The sequence below is a fragment of the Gilliamella sp. wkB108 genome (genome assembly GCF_001690195.1).
In the GTDB taxonomy this organism is placed as follows: domain Bacteria; phylum Pseudomonadota; class Gammaproteobacteria; order Enterobacterales; family Orbaceae; genus Gilliamella; species Gilliamella apicola_L.
Genome location: NZ_LZGM01000123.1, coordinates 1 through 703 on the forward strand (window position 1 = coordinate 1; position 703 = coordinate 703).

Here is a 703-nt window from a genome sequence, read left to right on the forward strand (position 1 = left end):
TAATGGTTATTTATATAACTTAAATAAATATATTTATCTAATTATTTTTCTATCAGTAATTTATAAATTAAAATTTTAATTAATTTAGAATTAAATAATAAGTTTATTTTTTAATAGAAAAGTCATTTAATAATGGCTTTTCTATTAACCTATCGATTTTTTGAATATAGAGGTTTATTATTTGACACTAAAATAAAACGATGAAATTACATTAAATTAAATTAGATCAGAAAATTATGGCTATATACAACACAAGTTCAGATGCAGCTAATACTGCAGTTAGAGCATTTCTCACTAAAGTTGGAGAATATTATTTAACCTATTGCTTTAATACAGGAAGTAAAAAAGGTAAGGAGATTTGGAATAATATTAAAGAAAAACATTTTCAGTCTCGTTGTGCTTATTGTGGAAAAAAAAGTGATAGTTTACAAATTGAACACGTCTTAATGTTCAATAAAAATGAATGTGGATTACATCATCCAGGAAACATTGTTCCTTGCTGTAAACAATGTAACAAACGAGAGTTTAGGGAGAATAAGAAAGAATATACTAACTGGAAAGAGCATTTAAAGATGGTTTGTCAACGCCATGAAGAGTTGGAGTTTTTTGAAGTGCGAAAACAAAAAATTTTGGATAACTTCAAACAATATAATTATCCAGAACTAAACGATAATGAACGACAGGCAATATATGTAATTGCAAA

Annotated in this window: 1 protein-coding gene; it reads left to right on the forward strand. The window is 25.5% G+C overall.

The window, feature by feature from the left end; genetic code table 11:
• Positions 1 to 236: 236 nt before the first annotated feature.
• Positions 237 to 703: HNH endonuclease (locus A9G11_RS13755; protein ID WP_065620149.1), on the forward strand; the 467-nt coding region annotated here is incomplete at its 3' end.